This window comes from Mesorhizobium sp. M7A.F.Ca.CA.004.04.2.1 (genome assembly GCF_004022825.1).
Classification (GTDB): Bacteria; Pseudomonadota; Alphaproteobacteria; order Rhizobiales; family Rhizobiaceae; genus Mesorhizobium.
Window position 1 is genome coordinate 1 of sequence record NZ_RZPH01001692.1, and the last position, 588, is coordinate 588.

At 67.0% G+C, this 588-nt stretch carries 1 protein-coding gene; it reads left to right on the forward strand.

The window, feature by feature from the left end; translation table 11 throughout:
- Positions 1–588, forward strand: a 588-nt coding sequence (locus EN893_RS37020) for a GNAT family N-acetyltransferase (RefSeq protein WP_164901549.1), incomplete at both ends; no start/stop codon positions are given.

Sequence of the window (588 nt, forward strand, 5' to 3'; positions counted from 1 at the left end):
ATCCCGGCGATATCATGCACATGGCCGACCGTATCGGACGGGCCAGCCGCCGTTTCGATGCCTATGGAAGGCCGCTGACGTTCCGCATGTCGCCGCTGTCGGGTCCCGATCTCGCCAGCCATCTCGACCGCGAGGGCTGGAGCCGGTTCGACGAGTCGCTGGTCATGCGGCTGCCGCTGGCCGGCGCGCAGCTCGACGCCGCCATGGACCAGATTCCGCTCAAGGACATCAGCCGCTTCATCGGCGCGTTGCTCAAGGTCAGCGGTTCGGATGTTTCGCTGCGCCCCGGCCTGTCAGAGATCATCGGCGCCATCCAGCCCGAAGCCGGGCTGTTCGCGCTCGAAGATGGAGCCGAGGCGCTGGCGACGCTTATCTGCGTGCATGACGGCGATCTCGCCGGCCTGTTCGAGGTCGCCACCGACAGATCGGCGCGCAACAAGGGCCATGGCCGCAACCTGATCCTGTCGGCGCTGAAATGGGCGCGGCTGCGGGGCGCGCGGGAAGCCTGGCTGCAGGTCGAGGCCAACAACGTGCCGGCGCTGGCGCTCTACCATTCGCTCGGCTTCGAGGAAGTCTATCGCTACCACT